General features: G+C 65.9%; 15 protein-coding genes. 4 read left to right on the top strand and 11 right to left on the bottom strand.

Annotated elements, in window-relative coordinates; all coding sequences use genetic code 11:
- Positions 1-6: 6 nt before the first annotated feature.
- The 5 genes from WT16_RS34930 to WT16_RS15025 all read right to left on the bottom strand — a co-directional run bounded on the left by WT16_RS34930 (position 7) and on the right by WT16_RS15025 (position 5,972).
- Positions 7-1,434: a DEAD/DEAH box helicase gene (locus WT16_RS34930; protein WP_231892063.1), complete on the bottom strand. Its 1,428-nt coding sequence runs from the start codon at positions 1,432-1,434 to the stop codon at positions 7-9.
- Positions 1,435-1,445: 11 nt separating this feature from the next.
- Positions 1,446-2,528 (bottom strand): Fic family protein, encoded by a 1,083-nt coding sequence (locus tag WT16_RS15040; RefSeq protein ID WP_009916497.1) that lies wholly within the window; start codon positions 2,526-2,528, stop codon positions 1,446-1,448.
- 497 nt (positions 2,529-3,025) lie between these two features.
- Positions 3,026-4,093 carry an integrase arm-type DNA-binding domain-containing protein gene (locus WT16_RS15035; RefSeq protein WP_231892062.1) on the bottom strand — a complete coding sequence of 356 codons (1,068 nt, stop codon included), beginning with the start codon at positions 4,091-4,093 and terminating at the stop codon, positions 3,026-3,028.
- Between the two features lie 195 nt (positions 4,094-4,288).
- Positions 4,289-5,383: a redox-regulated ATPase YchF gene (ychF, locus tag WT16_RS15030; RefSeq protein WP_006029815.1), complete on the bottom strand. Its 1,095-nt coding sequence runs from the start codon at positions 5,381-5,383 to the stop codon at positions 4,289-4,291.
- 223 nt (positions 5,384-5,606) lie between these two features.
- On the bottom strand, positions 5,607-5,972 hold the full coding sequence (locus WT16_RS15025; protein WP_004186799.1) for a hypothetical protein: 366 nt from the start codon (positions 5,970-5,972) through the stop codon (positions 5,607-5,609).
- A gap of 658 nt (positions 5,973-6,630) precedes the next feature.
- Between WT16_RS15025 and WT16_RS15015 the strand changes: the two genes are divergently transcribed.
- The 4 genes from WT16_RS15015 (at position 6,631) to WT16_RS15000 (ending at position 11,314) form a co-directional block, all read left to right on the top strand.
- Positions 6,631-7,812, top strand: a complete 1,182-nt coding sequence (locus WT16_RS15015) for a UbiH/UbiF family hydroxylase (protein WP_041861815.1) — start codon at positions 6,631-6,633, stop codon at positions 7,810-7,812.
- 100 nt (positions 7,813-7,912) lie between these two features.
- Complete coding sequence (locus WT16_RS15010; RefSeq protein ID WP_063533607.1) at positions 7,913-8,641, top strand: DsbC family protein; 729 nt, start codon at positions 7,913-7,915, stop codon at positions 8,639-8,641.
- Positions 8,642-8,751: 110 nt separating this feature from the next.
- Entirely contained in the window at positions 8,752-10,581 is a 1,830-nt protein-coding gene (locus tag WT16_RS15005; protein ID WP_006029812.1) for a PDZ domain-containing protein, read from the top strand.
- 136 nt (positions 10,582-10,717) lie between these two features.
- Complete coding sequence (locus WT16_RS15000) at positions 10,718-11,314, top strand: NAD(P)H-dependent oxidoreductase (protein ID WP_006029810.1); 597 nt, start codon at positions 10,718-10,720, stop codon at positions 11,312-11,314.
- Between the two features lie 184 nt (positions 11,315-11,498).
- Here the strand turns inward: WT16_RS15000 and WT16_RS14995 are convergent, their stop codons facing one another.
- Genes WT16_RS14995 through trpE form a run of 6 tightly spaced genes read right to left on the bottom strand, consistent with a single transcriptional unit; the run spans position 11,499 to position 16,970 of the window.
- Complete coding sequence (locus WT16_RS14995) at positions 11,499-12,287, bottom strand: uracil-DNA glycosylase (protein WP_006029809.1); 789 nt, start codon at positions 12,285-12,287, stop codon at positions 11,499-11,501.
- Positions 12,288-12,329: 42 nt separating this feature from the next.
- Positions 12,330-12,971, bottom strand: a complete 642-nt coding sequence (locus WT16_RS14990) for a CYTH domain-containing protein (protein ID WP_006029808.1) — start codon at positions 12,969-12,971, stop codon at positions 12,330-12,332.
- 10 nt (positions 12,972-12,981) lie between these two features.
- Positions 12,982-13,767 (bottom strand): indole-3-glycerol phosphate synthase TrpC, encoded by a 786-nt coding sequence (gene trpC, locus WT16_RS14985; protein ID WP_063533606.1) that lies wholly within the window; start codon positions 13,765-13,767, stop codon positions 12,982-12,984.
- Between the two features lie 56 nt (positions 13,768-13,823).
- Positions 13,824-14,855, bottom strand: coding sequence for an anthranilate phosphoribosyltransferase (gene trpD, locus WT16_RS14980; protein WP_015601532.1), 1,032 nt, complete (start codon positions 14,853-14,855; stop codon positions 13,824-13,826).
- A 17-nt stretch (positions 14,856-14,872) separates the two neighbouring features.
- Positions 14,873-15,463 (bottom strand): aminodeoxychorismate/anthranilate synthase component II, encoded by a 591-nt coding sequence (locus WT16_RS14975; protein ID WP_006029805.1) that lies wholly within the window; start codon positions 15,461-15,463, stop codon positions 14,873-14,875.
- A 13-nt stretch (positions 15,464-15,476) separates the two neighbouring features.
- On the bottom strand, positions 15,477-16,970 hold the full coding sequence (trpE, locus tag WT16_RS14970; protein WP_059932526.1) for an anthranilate synthase component I: 1,494 nt from the start codon (positions 16,968-16,970) through the stop codon (positions 15,477-15,479).
- Between the last annotated feature and the right edge of the window lie 139 nt (positions 16,971-17,109).

The following is a 17,109-nucleotide window of genomic DNA, read 5'->3' as shown; positions in this document are numbered from 1 at the left end:
CACGGGCTAGCACCTCCCAACCTGTATCGTCCCGGCGCATCCTGACCGGATGGTACTCCTGCCCACAATCTCGGCAGAAGTGCGTGGAGTACAGCCTTTTTTGCTCGTCTCCAGGCAGAAATTGTTGTCCCTCCAACTCGACCGGACGTGTTCCAGGAGCGTCAAGGGTAGTGAACACGACGCCAGCACCGCTATGAACTGGTGGAGACGAAAAGCGAAGAACGCTTTTTCGCTGCCCTGTCCGTCGGCACTGCGCTGCTTTTCGGGCTGGGCTGCCAGCAGCAGCATGGCGCGCAGCATGGCACCCACAGCCACCTCGTCCCGGCCCGACTCTTTGGCCAGGAGCTCGGTGGCCTTGGCAAAGGTCAGCGGATTGGCGCGAACCCATTTCCCCCCTTGTTCGCGCGTGATGCCAAGGCGTGTTTCCACCCAGATCGCTAAGGGATGCTGCTGCAGCGTGGCATCATCGGCATGTGAGGGAACGCCCGCGTCAATGGCGGTGCCCAATTGCGGTTTGACCGAATCAGCAGTTTCGGATGGCTCGGTAGCCCGTTCCAGATCTTCGGTGACGACATTGAAGGGGGAGATCTGGGTTGCGAACAAAGTGGAGGCAACGGAAGCGACTTTTTGATTGCGACCTTCCTGGCTGCCGCCCGAGGCCATCGTGGCTGACGTACCGATGCACTGCAGATGCTCCGGCGCCAGCCGTTCTCGAACACGCCTCACCAACATGGCCACGTCAGCGCCTTGTCGTCCACGATAGGTATGCAGTTCATCCAGCACCAGAAACTGCAGGCCGGCACAGTTGGTGATCACCCGACTGTCGGTCTCATTCTGCCGGGTCATGAGCATTTCCAGCATCATGAAGTTGGTCAGCAGAATATCGGGGGGATTGTCCCTGATCCGATCGCGTTCTTCCTTGCTTTCCTGGCCGGTATAGCGCGCAAAGGTTACCGGACCATCGTTGCCGACGAACTTGATCAACTCTTCACGCTGACTGTTGGCCAGCGCGTTCATCGGGTAGATCACAATGGCGCGTGTTCTAGGCGCGCTATCGTGGGCCTTGGCGCGTAACACCGCATCCACGATCGGGATGAAGAAGCACAACGACTTGCCCGAGCCGGTTCCCGTGGTCACCACGTAACTCTCGCCCCGAGCGGAGAAAGCGATCGCCTGTTCCTGGTGGGTGTAGAGGTCGATGGGAAACAATGCAGCCGTTGTCGGCAAAAGCTCGTTCGTCGCGGCAAGCTGCTGCGCCGAGCGCCCCTGCCGATAGCGTGGATTGATCTGTATCAGTGGCTCCGGCCAGTAACGGCCGTCAGCATATGCCGCATGAACGCCGGTCTGAATGTCTTCCGCTCGTATGGACGTGAAGGAACGCGCAAACTTGCTGTAGTCCGCGATTAACTGGCTTCTGAGTGAGAAAACGTCCATCGTCTCGTCCTCTATTGATCTTCGTTGAGCGTGCTACCGCTACCGCCTGCGCCGATGCGCTTCCATTTCGCACCACGCCCCTTGCCCGTTGATTTGATCAACTGCTCCGATTTCATCGCCCGCAGCACCAGCCGCACCATGTCCCGGCTTACGCCCGGGCAAGCTTCTTCAATCTCGGAAATCGAAAACGGCAGGGTGCGTCCCAAGACTTCTGCGCGCACCCGGTCGCCTTTGCTACCGCGACCGCGCTCGATGGTACCGACGCGCTCCTCAAACTCGCGGTAGGCCCGTAGCAAGGCTCCCCAGAAGTAATCGAGCCAGGGCTTGACGTCGTGCTGCCCCTGATGCCAGCCCTGCGAGCTGGCTTCCAGCGTCTCGTAATACCCTTCCTTGGTTTCCTCGAAGATGCGTTCCAGGCTGATGTAGCGGCCCACGGCATAGTCGAAGTGGTAGAGCAGCAGCAAGGTCAGCAAGCGGGACATGCGGCCGTTACCATCCGGGAAGGGGTGGATGCACAGAAAGTCGAGCATCGCCAGTGGCACCAGCACCAGGGGATCGACCAGGTGCTGATCCAGTGCGGTCGCGTAGTACCGGGCCAGATCGGCCATGGCCATGGGCGTCAGGTGCGCAGCGACCGGCTGGAAGCGCAGCCGCGACGTGCCGTCCGGATGGCGCTCGATGATGTCGTTGTTGGTGGCTTTCCAGCGCCCGCCCGCCTGCGGCATATAGCGGTACAGCAGGGTGTGCAATTGCAGCACTACGCCCTCGTTGAAGGACATGTGCGTGGCGGACTCGTGGATCAGCGCTAGGGCGTCGCGATAGCCAGCGATCTCCTGTTCCGAGCGACTCTTTGGTGTTGCGTTGCGGATAACCAGAGACTTCAACCGCGAGGGCGCGACGACAACACCTTCCAGCCGGTTGGATGACTCGGTGGACTCGACCACCGCGATCTGCCGTAGGCCCTTGAGGACTTCTGGCGACTGCGCGGCGTATAGCTGCTGCTTGCCCTGGTACTCGCCCAGTGTGCGCAACGTGGCCGCCTGGGTGCCATCGAACCGAAGCGCGGCGAGGTACTCGGGTGTGAGCGAGTGCATGAAAGTGTAAACTCAGGCTGTGTAAATGGGGTAATCATAGTCATTAAATGGGGCATTGTGTCGAAAAATACCTCATTATCATCGTTTGACTACCCCGTTTCCTGAACGCAGAAGAGGCAATAAGAGCCTTGCGGGGCCGGCATGGCTGGCCAGAAAGAAGGGGCGGAGCCTGAGTGCCAAAGAAATAGGCAATTAAGTTTCGGATTACCCCTTTTTCCTCTTAATTACCCCTGTTTCCAGCGTCCAGCCCTCGGCAAAGGCAAACGGCAAGGGAACGGCCCCCAAGGGACAACGGCGCTACCCAGCAAAGGGAAAGGGCTGCTCCTGCCCACTAACTACGGCAACATCCCGCCAATGCCATACCGCTGTCCTCCGCCGCACTCAGATAGTTCGCCCAGGCCTGCAACAGCGTCCGCCGCTGATCCAGCAACAGCGCCTTGTTATAGGTTGCCCGAACCTTGTTGCTTTCCACATGGGCAAGCTGCCGCTCAATCGCATCAGGCCGGTATCCGTTCTCGTTGGCCCAGGTCGAAAAGGTCGTCCGCCAGCAATGCGGCGTCGTGCCCCGGCCCAGATTCATGTCGCGCATCGCGTAGGTGAGTCGGTTGGGCGTGGTGAAGCCCTTGCCGCTCCGGTGTGGAAACAGATAGCGCTGACCTCCAGTGATGCGCTGCAAGTCTTTCAGTGCTTGCAACGGCCTGCGTAGATAGCGGGCTGACATGATCTCGGCGCGCCTTCATCTTGGCCGCAGGCCTACGCCACAGTGCATCCTCAAAGTCGAACTCGTCCCATTCGGCATCAGCCGCTTCCCCAGGACGGCAAGCGGTCAGCGCAATGAGCCGCAGGCACAGCGCGGTTTCGGGGTAGCCCCTGTAGCCGCGCAAGGCCAGATAGAACGACTGAATCTGCTCGCGCACCATCGCCGCCTTACTTTCGCTGACCGGCACGCGTAGCAACCCGCGTAGGCTGGGAATTGGATTGGCCTCGACCAAACCACGCACCACCGCGAACTCAAAGATCGCCGACAGATCGCCTTTGACGTGAATGGCCGCCCAGGCACCGTGGGACTTGCATTCCTCAAGCAACGGGCGAATCTGCTTGACACCAATGTCGCTCATCGGCATCCCGTCGAACTTGGGCGAAAGGTACTTCCTGATGCGGGACTCTTTCGTGCGGTAGGAGCTAGGCGCGAAGACTGGCTTGATCTCGGCCAAGTATGCCTGGGCCACCTTGGCGAACGAGCTTGCACGGGCGCGCTTGCGTTCTTCCAGCGCGTCCAGGTTGCTTTGTTTGACCCGTTGTCGCTCATGGGCCGGGTGGATGCCTTGCTTGACGAGTGCGCGCGCCTGTTCTCGGGCAGCGCGCGCCTCTGCAAGACCTACTTGGGGAAAGCTGCCGATGGCAAAGAGGTTTTCCTTGCCTTGCAGGCGGTATTTCCGCCGCCAGAGCTTGCCGCCGGTTGGCTTGATCAGCAGGAACAAGCCCCCGCCGTCTGAAAGTTTCCAGTCTCGATCAATAGGTTTGACCGCCTTGATCTTGGCGTCGGTGAGTAGATTCTCGGGCATCGTTGGACTCCACTGCGGGGAAAAGTACCCCCACGGTTGAACACGAGTACCCCCCAACGCTACCCCCGAATTTTTCAGAACTCGATGAACAATAGGAACGCTCAGCAGACCGTATTTTTTGGCAAGCCCTTGATTTAAAAGGACTCACTCAGTCCACCGAGCGCTACTGAGCGCTCTTGAGATCAGAAAAAAACGTCAGACGTTGAACAGGAAGTTCATCACGTCGCCGTCGTGCACGACGTATTCCTTGCCTTCCGCGCGCATCTTGCCCGCTTCCTTCGCGCCTTGCTCGCCCTTGTACGAGATGAAGTCTTCGTACGCGATCGTCTGCGCGCGAATGAAGCCGCGCTCGAAATCCGTGTGGATCACGCCCGCCGCTTGCGGCGCGGTGTCGCCGATGTGGATCGTCCATGCGCGCACTTCCTTCACGCCCGCGGTGAAGTACGTCTGCAGCCCGAGCAGCTTGAAGCCCGCGCGGATCACGCGGTCGAGGCCCGGTTCGTCCATGCCCATGTCGGCGAGGAACGCTTCCTTGTCGGCATCGTCGAGGTCGGCGATTTCCGCCTCGATCGCCGCGCACACCGCGACCACCGGCGACTTCTCGCTTTCCGCGTACTTGCGCACCGCGTCGAGGTGCGGATTGTTCTCGAAGCCGTCTTCCTTCACGTTCGCGACGTACATTGCCGGCTTTGCGGTGATCAGGCAGAACGGCTTGAGGAGCGCCTGTTCGTCGTCGGACAGATCGAGGCCGCGCACGGCCTTGCCCTGATCGAGGCGCGCGCGCGCCTTCTCGAGCACCGCGACGAGCTTCGCCGCTTCCTTGTCGTTGCCCGATTTCGCCGCCTTCGAATAGCGGGCGAGCGCCTTCTCGACGGTGCCGAGGTCGGCGAGCGCGAGTTCGGTGTTGATGACTTCGATGTCGTCGAGCGGGCTCACCTTGCCGGCGACGTGGATGACGTTCTCGTCCTCGAAGCAGCGCACGACGTGGGTGATCGCGTCGGTTTCGCGGATGTTCGCGAGGAACTGGTTGCCGAGGCCTTCGCCCTTGCTCGCGCCGGCGACGAGGCCCGCGATGTCGACGAACTCGACGACGGCCGGCACGACGCGCTCGGGCTTGATGATTTCGGAGAGCGCCTTCAGACGCGCGTCAGGCACTTCGACGACGCCGACGTTCGGCTCGATCGTGCAGAACGGATAATTCTCGGCGGCGATGCCGGCCTTCGTCAGCGCGTTGAACAGGGTGGACTTGCCGACGTTGGGCAAGCCGACGATGCCGCATTTGAGGCTCATGGGTTCCTTCGGGATTCAATGGGTTACGGCTGGTCCGCGAGCCGTGTCGAGTGCGCCGGTGAAGCCGCGCGCGGCCGTCGCTGGACAAAATCCGGGGGCGGGACAAAGGCCGGATCGGGCGTCGCCCGACGATTTTGCACGAGCTTCGTCCACGAAAGCATGAATTGTAGCGCGTTCGGGGGCGCGATTCGGACGGACGCGGGACTGCCCGCCGCCGGCCGAGCTAGTCGGCGATCCGCCGATCGGCGAGCGCCGCGCGGCAGTCGTCGAGCACGAGTTGCGCGAGGCGGGCTTCGTAGTTCAGATCGTCGGTGTCGATGATTTCCTCTACCGCATCGCGCGCCCACGGCGCGTTGACGAAGTCCGCGTGCTTTTTCGCGATGTCGAGCGCGATGAGCGACAGCTTCGCGAGCGTCAGCCAATCGGCCTCGCGCGCATGCCGATCGAGCCATTTGTGCGCGGACTGGACCTGAAAGGCTGCACCGGGCCAGCTCTCGTTCAGGTAAAAGGCGCCGAGATTTCCGACGACGAGCCAGCAGAGCAGCTCCACTCGGTCCTGTTGATTGAGATGGTGGCGCAGGTCGCTCATGGCCGTGCTCACGAAGGTGGTTGAGACCTGTTTCTTCGACGCTCGCGGAAGGGGCGTGTCGTCATTGAAACGATAGCACGCGATGAGCGGAATCAGCCAAGCGTTCAGTGGGATGGAACGCACTTGGGGCCGGGCGCCGCCGATCGCGCGGGGCGGGACCGGCGACGCGAGCCGCGAGCCGCGAGCGACGAGCCGCCGATTCGCGGCCGGCGCCGATCGGCGCACCGCATCAATACCGGATCAATACCGGTAGTAGTCGCGATGATGATAGTAGCCGCCTTCCGGCACCACGATGCATCCTGTGAGCACGCTGCCCAGCACGACCGCGAGGGCGGCGAGAGCCGCGATCCGTTTCATCGACATCTCCTGTGGTTGCGTCGGCTCACTGTAGCGGCCGTGCGCATGACAAGCGGTGTGCGTTTGTAAGGAAACGTGTGGTGCGTAATGCGCGGTGCCGAACGCGTGCCGCGGCGCTCGCGCACCGGTTACATCGCCGCGGACGGGCGGCGCGACCGGCGCGCCGCGCGGCATTCGTCCTTGCGTGAAAACCCGCATCGGACGGCCGCCGCGAAACCGGCCCGGCGCATGCGTCGCCGCGTCGCGCACCCTGATTTACCGCAAATTCCCCGAGCGAAGCGGCATGCCCCTCCCGGCTATAATTCCCGCCATGACTGCCTATCACCAGACCTTCGACGTCGCCGTCGTCGGCGGCGGCCTCGTCGGCAAGACGGCCGCGCTCGCGCTGACTCAGGCCGGCCACAAGACCGCGCTGCTCGCGCAGCCGGCCGTCCCGCGTCCTGCCGATCTTGCATTCGACTCCCGCATCTACGCGCTGTCCGCGAGCTCGCAGGCGCTGCTCGAGCGGCTGCGCGTGTGGCAGGCGCTCGACCACGGCCGGCTCGCGCCCGTCTACGACATGCGCGTCTATGGCGACGCGCACGCCGAGCTGCACTTCTCCGCGTTCCAGGCGGCGGTGTCGCAGCTCGCGTGGATCGGCGAATCGTCGCTGATCGAATGCGCGCTCGACGCCGCGCTGCGCTTCCAGCCGAACCTCACGTGGTTCGACGCGCGCGCGCAGGGCCTCGACGTGAAGCCGGACGCCGCGACGCTCGCGCTCGCGAACGGCGACGTGATCGAATGCGATCTCGTCGTCGGCGCGGACGGCGCGCATTCGTGGGTGCGCTCGCAGATCGGCTCGAAGGTCGAGCGGCGCGATTACCGGCAGACGGGTGTCGTCGCGAACTTCAAGGCGGCGCAGCCGCATCGCGAGACCGCGTATCAATGGTTCCGCGACGGCGAGATCATCGCGCTGCTGCCGCTGCCGGACGGCCACGTGTCGCTCGTCTGGTCCGCGCACACCGCGCACGCCGACGAACTGCTCGCGCTCGATCCGGCGCAACTCGCGGCCGAGGTCGAGCGCGTGACGATGAACCGCCTCGGCGCGCTCGAGTGCGTGACGCCCGCGCAGGGCTTCCCGCTCGCGCTGCAGACGGTCGACCGGCTGATCGCGCCGCGCGTCGCGCTCGTCGGCGACGCCGCGCATCTGATTCACCCGCTCGCGGGCCAGGGGATGAACCTCGGGCTGCGCGACGTCGCCGCGCTCGCCGATACCCTCGCGAACCGCGAAGCGTTCCGCGATCTCGGCGACACCGTGCTGCTGCGCCGCTACGAGCGCGCGCGGCGCGAGGACATCCGCGCGCTGATGATCGCGACCGACGGCCTGCAGCGGCTCTTCTCGCTGCCGGGCGCGCTCGCGCGCGTCGTGCGCAACGCGGGGATGGCGCTCGTCGGCGCGCAGCCGCTCGTCAAGCGCTGGCTGGTTGCGTCGGCGCTCGGCTGATGGCGCCGCGAACCTTTGCGCGGCGCGGCGGTCGGACACTGCCCGGCCACAGTCAGTCGTACACTGTGACGATGCACGCACGCTTTGAAGGATGATTTGCATGAAAAAAACGATTCGTATCGCCACGCTGGCGCTCGCCGCCGCGACGGCGACGCTCGGCTGCACCGCGCAGGCCGACCAGGCCACCGACAAGCTGAAGGCCACGCTGCAATCGCGCCTCGGCGCCGACGCCCCGATCAAGAGCGTGACGAAGTCGCCGATTGAGGGTTGGTACGAGGTCAATCTCGGCTCGCAGATCGTCTATAGCGACGCGTCGGGCAATTACGTGCTGCTCGGCGAGCTCGTCAACACGAAGACGCACAAGAACCTGACGGCCGAGCGTCTCGCCGAGATCAACAAGATCGATTTCGCGAGCCTGCCGCTTTCGAACGCGATCAAGGTCGTGAAGGGCAACGGCGCGCGCAGGATCGCGGTGTTCTCCGATCCGAACTGCCCGTACTGCAAGAAGCTCGAGACGACGCTGCAATCGGTCGACAACGTGACCGTCTACACGTTCCTGTATCCGGTGCTGTCGTCCGATTCGACGGCGAAGTCGAAGTCGATCTGGTGCGCGAGCGACCGCGTGAAGAGCTGGCAGGCATGGATGCTCGAGCATCGCGCGCCCGCGGCTGCGGCGAACTGCGACACGACCGCGCTCGACAAGAATCTCGCGCTCGGCCGCGGCATGAACGTGACGGGCACGCCGACCGTGTTCCTCGCCGACGGTACGCGCCTGCCGGGCGCCGTGTCCGCCGACGAACTGAATCAGGCGCTCGCCAGCGTCAAGTGACGCGGCGTTTCCTGCATCGCGAAAGAGGCGCCGGCGTGTAGCCGGCGCCTCTTTTCGTATCCGTTTTCGTTCCTGTTCCCGTTTCTCCCTCGCCCCGACCGATTCCGACGATGAAGCCGATTCGCTACACGATCGTTCCGAAAGATCCCGCCGCGCACCTGTTCGAAGTGACGCTCACGCTCGCCGATCCGGACCCGGCGGGCCAGCGCTTTTCGCTGCCCGTATGGATTCCGGGCAGCTACATGGTGCGCGAGTTCGCGCGCAACATCGTGACGCTGCGCGCGTTCAACGACGCGGGCCGCAAGCTGCGGATCGGCAAGCTCGACAAGCAGACCTGGCAGGCCGCGCCGGCGCCCGGGCCGATCACGCTGCGCTACGACGTCTACGCGTGGGACCTGTCGGTGCGCGCCGCGCATCTGGACGACACGGGCGGCTTCTTCAACGGCACGAGCGTGTTTCTCGCGCCGCTCGGGCACGAGGGCGTGCCATGCGAGGTGACGATCGAGCGCCCGGCGGGCGACGCGTACCGGCGCTGGCGGGTCGCGACCGCGCTGCCGGAGGCGCGCGGCACGAAGCGTTACGGCTTCGGCGCTTACCGCGCGCAGAACTACGACGAGCTGATCGACCATCCGGTCACGCTCGGCGAATTCGCGCTCGCGTCGTTCGACGCGCACGGCGTGCCGCACGACGTCGCGATCGCGGGCCGCGTGACCGGGCTCGATCTCGAACGGCTTGCGGCCGACCTGAAGCGCGTGTGCGAAGCGCAGATCGCGCTGTTCGAGCCGAAGACGAAGCGCGCGCCGATGCCGCGCTACGTGTTCATGACGCAGGCGGTCAGCGACGGCTACGGCGGGCTCGAACACCGCGCGTCGACGGCGCTCGTCTGCAATCGCGCGGATCTGCCGGTGAAGGGGGGCGCGGCGCAGACGGAAGGCTATCGGACGTATCTCGGCCTGTGCAGCCACGAGTACTTCCACACGTGGAACGTGAAGCGGATCAAGCCGGCCGCGTTCGCGCCGTACGACCTGTCGCGGGAGAACTACACGTCGCTGCTGTGGCTCTTCGAGGGCTTCACGTCGTACTACGATGACCTGATGCTCGTGCGCAGCGGCCTCATCTCGCAGGACGACTATTTCGCGCTCGTCGGCCGCACGATCGCCGGCGTGCAGCGCGGCGCCGGCCGGCTCAAGCAGAGCGTCGCCGAAAGCTCGTTCGACGCATGGATCAAGTATTACCGGCAGGACGAGAACGCGACGAACGCGGTCGTCAGCTATTACACGAAGGGCTCGCTCGTCGCGCTCGCGTTCGATCTGGCGATCCGCGCGCAGACCCGCCACCGCAAGTCGCTCGACGACGTGATGCGGCTTCTGTGGCAGCGCTTCGGGCGCGACTTCTATCACGGCAAGCCGCACGGCGTCGGCGAGGACGACGTGAAGGCGCTGATCGCCGAGGCGACGGGCGTCGATCTCGGCCGCCTCTTCGACGATGCGGTGGCCGGCACGCGCGAGCTGCCGCTCGCCGAGCTCTTCGAGCCGTTCGGCGTGACGCTCGCGCCGGACACGGGTGCGAACGGCCCGGCCGATGCGCCCCCGAAGCCGACGCTCGGCGCGCGCACCCGGGGCGGCGCGGAATGCACGCTCGCGGCCGTCTACGAAGGCGGCGCCGCGCACCGGGCGGGGCTGTCCGCGGGCGACGCGCTCGTCGCGATCGACGGGTTGCGCGTGACGGGCTCGAACCTCGACGCGCTGCTCGCGCGCTACCGGGCCGGCGACAAGGTCGAAATCCACGCGTTCCGGCGCGACGAGCTGCGCGTCGCGCAACTCAAGCTCGACGGCCCGGACGTCGCGCGCTACAAGCTGACCGCACAGCCGAAACCCGCGGCGGCGCGCGCCCACCGCGGCGCGTGGCTCGGGCTGCCGGCGGCGCGCGGCGGTCGTTAATCGCGCCGAACCGGGTGCGGATTGTTTCGCTATTGCAACAATCCGTCACCCGGCCGCCGCTTTTTCGCGGCGGCGACGATCCGCACAATGGCGTCACTCGCGCTGCACTTGGCGCAAACCAAACCCGGAGCCCGACATGACGACCATTCTCCAGATCAATTCCGCCGCCCGCTCGCAAGGCGCCCAGTCGACGATGCTCGCCGACGAACTGACGGCCAGGCTGCAACAAGCCAACCCCGGCGCGACCGTCAAGGTTCGCAGCCTGCTCGCCGACGCGCTGCCGCACCTCGACGACGCGGTGCTGGGCGCGTTCTTCACGCCGGCCGACCAGCGCAGCGCCGAGCAGAACGCGATCGTTGCGAAGAGCGACACGCTGATCGACGAACTGCGCTCGGCCGACGTGATCGTGATCGGCGCGCCGATGTACAACTTCGGCGTGTCGTCGCAACTGAAGACGTACTTCGACTGGATCGCCCGCGCGGGCGTCACGTTCCGCTACACGGCGCAAGGACCGGAAGGGCTGATCAAGGGCAAGAAGGTGTACGTGGTGTCGGCGCGCGGCGGCAAGCACGTGGGCATGCCGACCGACAGCCAGACGCCGTTCCTGAAGACGTTCCTCGGCTTCATCGGCATGACCGACGTGACGTTCGTCTACGCGGAAGGCCTTGCGCTCGGGCCGGATGCGGCGAACGAAGCGCTCGCGAACGCTCGCGAGGCGATCGCGGCGGTTTGAGCGTCATTGCGCGATAGCCTGAAAAAAACTGAAAAAAGCGCCGCGGACCGGAAGGTTCGCGGCGCTTTTGTTTGTGCCTGCGATGCGCCGGATATCGGCCGGGGCGCGTGAGCTCGACGGACGTTCGTCGCGCGGCGTGAACGGGATCGCGCACGGCGCCGCGCGCGCCCGCCGTGCACGGGCGTCAAGCGAGCGTCTCGGCCTCGTCGGGCAGCCGCCAGTCGATCGGCGCGCGCCCGTGCTGCACGAGGTAGTCGTTCGCGAGCGCGAAATGACGGCAGCCGAGGAAGCCGCGATGCGCGGACAGCGGCGACGGATGCGGCGCTTCGAGCACGCAATGCTCGCGCGGATCGAACAGCGCGCGCTTCGCCTGCGCGTGCGCGCCCCACAGCATGAACACGAGGTGACGGTGGCGCGTCGCGAGTTCGTGGATCAGCGTATCGGTGCATTTCTCCCAGCCGCGCTTCGCGTGACTCGCGGCCGACGAGCGCTCGACCGTCAGCACCGTGTTGAGGAGCAGCACGCCCTGGCGCGCCCACGTGTCCAGACAGCCGTGGCGGGGCGGCTCGTAGCCGAAGTCGGCCGAGATTTCCTTGAAGATGTTGCGCAGCGACGGCGGCGGCCGCACGCCGGGCGGCACCGAGAACGCGAGCCCGTGCGCCTGCGGGATGCCGCGATCCTCGCCGTGATACGGGTCCTGGCCGAGAATCACGACCTTCACGTCGTCCGGGTGCGTGAGCCGCAGCGCGCGGAACACGTCGGCCGGATAAATCGCCTTGCCGGCCGCGCGCTCGCCGTCGACGAAACGGCAGAGCGGCGCATACGCGTCGCTCGCGACGAACGGCTCGACGATCGCGCGCCAGTCGGGCGGCAGCGCATCGAATTGCGATTCGAGGGTGGTCGTGGATGCGCCGCCTTTGGTGGCGGGCGGCGCGGGTGGAGCGTGATCGTCGAACAGCGAGGGTTGTTGCATCGGGCGAGACGAAGAGGGCTTGGTCATGCGGAAAAAGATCGGTCAGTCGGCGCGCAGGTCGCCGCCGCGCAGCCGATAGCCGCGCTGCGCCTTGCTCAGGTTGTCCGGCGCGATGCCCGGCAGCGCCGCGGCGACTTCGCCGGCGAGCGTCGCGAGTGCGCCCGCGTCTCCGTTGACGAGTTCGAGCTCGATCTCGCAGATCGGCTCGCGGCGCACGTCGCCGTCCACTTGCGCGACGACTTCGCCGCGATCGAGCGCCGCCTCGATCGTCGCGCCCGCGTGCTCGATGCGCCACAGCGTGCGCGAGAAGTCGGTGCGAAAGAGCGCGATGAGCTCCGGCGCGGCGGCGCGCAGCGCGTCGGCGGCGCTCGGCACGTCGCATGCGGCGCAGAGCGCGTCGATCTCGAGCGCCTCGCCCGCGACAGGCATCTCCCACTCATGGCGGCGATGCAGCCCGCGTTCGGCTACGCCGGCCGTCTTGAATGTCTGCAGCCAGCCCTGCGGCGCATACCGCAGCCGCAGCGCGCTCTTCGCGCGCGCGAGCGCGAGCGTCGGCGTGTCGAAGTAGACGTTCACGAGCGTGATCTCGCGGCCGTTGGCGCCGGCGCGGGCATCGAGAAAGCGCCGCGCCGCGTCGACTTGCGCGGCGGGCAGCGCGAGCTTGATTTCCTGTTCGATCGCCATCGCGCGCTGCTCAGAAAAACATCCGCGCGAGTTCCGCGCCCGGATTCTCGGCGCGCATGAACGCTTCACCGACGAGGAAGGTATGCACGCCCGCCGCATCCATCCGCTCGACGTCCGCGCGCGACAGGATGCCCGACTCGGTGACGACGATCCGGTCGTCCGGAATCGCGTCGAGCATGCCGAGCGTCGTGTCGATCGTCGTCTCGAACGTGCGCAGGTTGCGGTTGTTGATGCCGACGAGCGGCGTGTTCAGCTCGAGCGCCGCGTTCAGCTCGTCGCGGTTGTGCACCTCGACGAGCACCGCGAGCCCGAGCGAATGCGCGTACGCCTCGAGATCCTGCATCAGCGGCGTGTCGAGCGCGGCGGCGATCAGCAGGATCGCGTCCGCGCCCATCGCGCGCGCTTCGAGCACCTGATACGCGTCGACGATGAAGTCCTTGCGCAGCACGGGCAGGCTGCACGCGGCGCGCGCCTCTTCGAGATAGCGCGCGCTGCCCTGGAAGAACTGCTCGTCGGTCAGCACCGACAGGCATGCGGCGCCGTGCTCCGCGTACGAGCGGGCGATGTCGGCCGGTACGAAGTGCTCGCGCAGCACGCCCTTCGACGGGCTCGCCTTCTTCACCTCGGCGATGACGGCGGCGCGTCCTGCCGCGTGCTTGCTGCGCAGCGCGCCGACGAAGTCGCGCGAATCGCGCGCCGACGCCTGCAGTTTCAGTTCTTCGAGCGGCGCGCTCTTGAGCGCGGCGGCGATCTCTTCGCGCTTGACGGCGATGATTTTGTCGAGGATGTCGCTCATGGGTGTCCTGCGTGCTGGATTCGGTTTCGGATTCGGTCAAGGCGCGAGGCGCCGGATCAGCGCTTGAACTGCTGCGTGAAGCGCACGAGCTCGTCGACCTTCTCGCGGGCGCGGCCGCTCGCGATCGCTTCGCGCGCGAGCTGGATGCCGTCGGCGATCGAGCCCGCGACGTTCGCCGAATAGAGCGCGGTGCCCGCGTTCAGCGTGACGATCTCGCGCGCGACGCCCGGCTTGTTGCCGAGCGCTTCGAGCAGCATCACGCGGGATTCGTCGGCGTTCTCGACCTTCAGCGTGCGGTTCGACACCATCTGCATCCCGAAGTCCTCCGGATGGATTTCGTACTCGCGCACTTCGCCGTCGCGCAGCTCGCCGACGAGCGTCGCCGCGCCGAGCGACACCTCGTCCATCCCGTCCTTGCCGTAGACGACCAGCACGTGCCGCGCGCCGAGCCGCTGCATCACGCGCACCTGGATGCCGACGAGATCCGGGTGGAACACGCCCATCAACTGGTTCGGCGCGTCGGCCGGGTTGGTGAGCGGCCCGAGGATGTTGAAGATCGTCCGCACGCCGAGCTCGCGGCGCACGGGCGCGATGTTGCGCATCGCCGGATGATGGTTCGGTGCGAACATGAAGCCCATCCCCGTTGCGGCGATCGACGCGGCCACCTGATCGGGCTGCAGGTCGATGTTCACGCCGAGCGCCTCGAGCACGTCGGCGCTGCCGGACTTGCTCGACACGCCGCGGTTGCCGTGCTTCGCGACCTTCGCGCCCGCCGCCGCCGCGACGAACATCGTCGCGGTCGAGATGTTGAACGTGTGCGAGCCGTCGCCGCCCGTGCCGACGATGTCGACGAAATTCGCGTTGTCCTCCACCTCGACGTGGCGCGCGAACTCGCGCATCACCGTCGCGGCGGCGGCGATCTCGCCGATCGTCTCCTTCTTCACGCGCAGGCCGGTGATGATCGCGGCCGCCATCACGGGCGACATGTCGCCGCGCATGATGAGCCGCATCAGGTGCAGCATTTCGTCGTGGAAGATCTCGCGGTGCTCGATCGTGCGCTGCAGCGCTTCCTGGGGAGTGATCGTCATGATTCGGTCCGCCGTCGTCAGGCTGAATGAGCGGCCGCTTGCCGCGCTTCCTTGAGGAAATTCTCGAGGAGCGCGTGGCCGTGCTCCGACAGGATCGATTCCGGGTGGAACTGGACGCCTTCGATGGGCAGCGTCTTGTGGCGCACGCCCATGATCTCGCCGTCGTCGGTCCACGCCGAGATCTCCAGGCAATCGGGCAGCGATTCGCGCTCGACCGCAAGCGAATGATAGCGTGTCACGTCGAAATGCTTCGGCAGATCGGCGAACACGCCGCGGCAGTCGGTCTCGATCCGGCTTACCTTGCCGTGCATGATGGTCTTCGCGCGCACGACGCGGCCGCCGAACGCCTCGCCGATCGCCTGATGGCCGAGGCACACGCCGAGGATCGGCTTCTTGCCGGCGAACTTGCGCAGTACGTCGAGCGTGATCCCCGCGTGCTGCGGATTGCTCGGGCCGGGCGACAGGCAGATCGTGTCGGGATTCAGGCGCGCGATTTCGTCGAGCGTGATCTCGTCGTTGCGATAGGTGCGCACGTCCTCGCCGAGCTCGCCGAAGTACTGGACCAGGTTGTAGGTGAACGAATCGTAGTTGTCGATCATGAGCAGCATGGTCAGTCTCCGGTCAGAAATCGGAATCGAGGCCGTCTTGCACCTGTTCGGCCGCGCGCAGCACCGCGCGCGCCTTGTTCTCGGTTTCCTGCCATTCGGATTCGGGCACCGAGTCGGCAACGACGCCCGCCGCCGCCTGCACGTACAGATTGCCGTTGTGGATGAGGCCCGTGCGGATCGCGATCGCGAGATCCATCTCGCCCGAGAACGACAGATAGCCGACCGCGCCGCCGTAGAGCCCGCGCTTCACCGGCTCGAGCTCGTCGATCAGCTCCATCGCGCGCACCTTCGGCGCGCCGGACAGCGTGCCGGCCGGGAACGTCGCGCGCAGCACGTCGTAGTTCGTCATGCCGGGCTTCAGCTTGCCTTCGACCGAGCTCACGATGTGCTGCACGTGCGAGTATTTCTCGATCACCATCTTGTCGGTCACTTGAACCGAGCCGATTTCCGCGATGCGGCCGACGTCGTTGCGCGCGAGGTCGATCAGCATCACGTGCTCGGCGATTTCCTTCGGATCGCTGAGCAGCTCGGTCGCGAGCTCGGCGTCGCGCTCGGGCGTGTTGCCGCGCGGCCGCGTGCCGGCGAGCGGGCGGATCGTCACGATCTGGTCGCCGCCGCGCTTCTCCTGGCGCACGAGGATCTCCGGCGACGCGCCGACGACGTGGAAGTCGCCGAGGTTGTAGTAATACATGTACGGCGACGGATTCAGCGAGCGCAGCGCGCGGTACAGCGACAGCGGGTTGTCGCGATACGGCTTCGTGAGGCGCTGGCCGACCTGGATCTGCATCAGCTCGCCCGCCGCGATGTATTCCTTCGCCTGGCGCACGGCGGCCAGATAATCTTCCTTCTTGAACTCCCGATAGATCTCGGTGCGCACGCTCGCCGACGTGACGGGCGGCACGACGCTCGCGCGCAGCCGGTGCTTGAGCTCGCGCAGCCGCTGCCTGGCCTTCGTGTATGCCTCGGGCTTCGTCGGATCGGCGTAGACGATCAGGTAGAGCTTGCCGGCGAGATTGTCGATGACGGCGACTTCCTCGGTCAGCAGCAACTGGATGTCGGGCAGGCCGAGATCGTCGCGCGGCGCAGTGTGCGCGAGCTTTTTCTCGATGTAGCGCACCGCGTCGTAGCCGAAGTAGCCGGCGAGGCCGCCGCAGAAGCGCGGCAGGCCGGGGCGCTGCGCGACCTTGAAGCGGCTCTGGAACTTCGCGATGAATGCGAACGGGTCGCCGTCGTGGGTCTCGACGACCTGGCCGTCCGTCACGATCTCCGACGCGCCGTTCTTCGTGCGCACGAGCGTGTGCGCGGGCAGGCCGATGAACGAGTAGCGCCCGAAGCGCTCGCCGCCCACGACCGATTCGAGCAGGAACGAGTTGGCGCCGCCGCGTTCGGGCTGCGCGAGCTTCAGATACAGCGAAAGCGGCGTTTCGAGGTCGGCCAGCGCTTCGGCGATGAGCGGAATGCGGTTGTAGCCCTCGTTGGCGAGCGATTGGAATTCGAGTTCGGTCATGTTCCGGTCCTGTCGTCGGGACGATCGGCGCGGCGCGCCGGGGATAGCGTGGCGCTGCGCTCGCGCCCGGAGCACGGCCCCTCGCGGGGCGGATCGGACGAACCGGCGGATGCTGTGCCTGGCGATCGTGCGTCGCGTG

Source organism: Burkholderia sp. MSMB1589WGS (assembly GCF_001636105.1).
Taxonomy (GTDB): domain Bacteria; phylum Pseudomonadota; class Gammaproteobacteria; order Burkholderiales; family Burkholderiaceae; genus Burkholderia; species Burkholderia humptydooensis.
Note: the sequence above shows the minus strand (reverse complement) of the source record. Positions and strands in the feature narration are given on the sequence as shown.

Coding starts and splice junctions, on each gene's coding strand:
- WT16_RS34930 (WP_231892063.1), bottom strand. CDS start 1,434: ATGGACGTTTTCTCACTCAGAAGCCAGTTAATCGCGGACTACAGCAAG.
- WT16_RS15040 (WP_009916497.1), bottom strand. CDS start 2,528: ATGCACTCGCTCACACCCGAGTACCTCGCCGCGCTTCGGTTCGATGGC.
- WT16_RS15035 (WP_231892062.1), bottom strand. CDS start 4,093: ATGCCCGAGAATCTACTCACCGACGCCAAGATCAAGGCGGTCAAACCT.
- ychF (WP_006029815.1), bottom strand. CDS start 5,383: ATGAGCCTCAAATGCGGCATCGTCGGCTTGCCCAACGTCGGCAAGTCC.
- WT16_RS15025 (WP_004186799.1), bottom strand. CDS start 5,972: ATGAGCGACCTGCGCCACCATCTCAATCAACAGGACCGAGTGGAGCTG.
- WT16_RS15010 (WP_063533607.1), top strand. CDS start 7,913: ATGAAAAAAACGATTCGTATCGCCACGCTGGCGCTCGCCGCCGCGACG.
- WT16_RS15005 (WP_006029812.1), top strand. CDS start 8,752: ATGAAGCCGATTCGCTACACGATCGTTCCGAAAGATCCCGCCGCGCAC.
- WT16_RS15000 (WP_006029810.1), top strand. CDS start 10,718: ATGACGACCATTCTCCAGATCAATTCCGCCGCCCGCTCGCAAGGCGCC.
- WT16_RS14995 (WP_006029809.1), bottom strand. CDS start 12,287: ATGCAACAACCCTCGCTGTTCGACGATCACGCTCCACCCGCGCCGCCC.
- WT16_RS14990 (WP_006029808.1), bottom strand. CDS start 12,971: ATGGCGATCGAACAGGAAATCAAGCTCGCGCTGCCCGCCGCGCAAGTC.
- trpC (WP_063533606.1), bottom strand. CDS start 13,767: ATGAGCGACATCCTCGACAAAATCATCGCCGTCAAGCGCGAAGAGATC.
- trpD (WP_015601532.1), bottom strand. CDS start 14,855: ATGACGATCACTCCCCAGGAAGCGCTGCAGCGCACGATCGAGCACCGC.
- WT16_RS14975 (WP_006029805.1), bottom strand. CDS start 15,463: ATGCTGCTCATGATCGACAACTACGATTCGTTCACCTACAACCTGGTC.
- trpE (WP_059932526.1), bottom strand. CDS start 16,970: ATGACCGAACTCGAATTCCAATCGCTCGCCAACGAGGGCTACAACCGC.